Annotated in this window: 1 protein-coding gene; it reads left to right on the forward strand. The window is 36.7% G+C overall.

Annotated features, from left to right (window positions below):
* A partial coding sequence (locus RCF13_RS01495; RefSeq protein WP_308140756.1) for a GNVR domain-containing protein occupies window positions 1-258 on the forward strand: 258 nt, incomplete at its 5' end.
* Between the last annotated feature and the right edge of the window lie 145 nt (window positions 259-403).

Here is a 403-nt window from a genome sequence, read left to right on the forward strand (position 1 = left end):
GAGATTGCACAGAATACATACGATGCTTTTACAAGAAAGCACGAGGAACTAAGAGTAATAGAATCTGCACAGATTGGTGAATCCAATATGATTATTATATCTAGAGCATATCCTACAGATGTTCCAGTTGCACCTAGAAAAGTTCTTAATGTGGCTATCGCTGGAGTACTAGGTGTTATGGTAGGAGTATTTGCAGCTTTTGCTATAGAATATTGGCAAGTAAGCGGAGAAGAAAAAAACAAAGCAATCGTAGGATAGTAAACAATTAGGGGTGTGAAGCAATGGGAACGAAAGTACAGAAACAAATTGAGCAACAAAGAAACGGTAAGGTATTAACAGAACAACTTATATTTGTATTAGTTTCTATACTGATAATAGGTGCCCCACTTTTTCGGGGTTTGTT

The sequence above is a fragment of the Stenotrophomonas maltophilia group sp. RNC7 genome (genome assembly GCF_030910085.1).
Lineage (GTDB): Bacteria > Pseudomonadota > Gammaproteobacteria > Xanthomonadales > Xanthomonadaceae > Stenotrophomonas > Stenotrophomonas sepilia.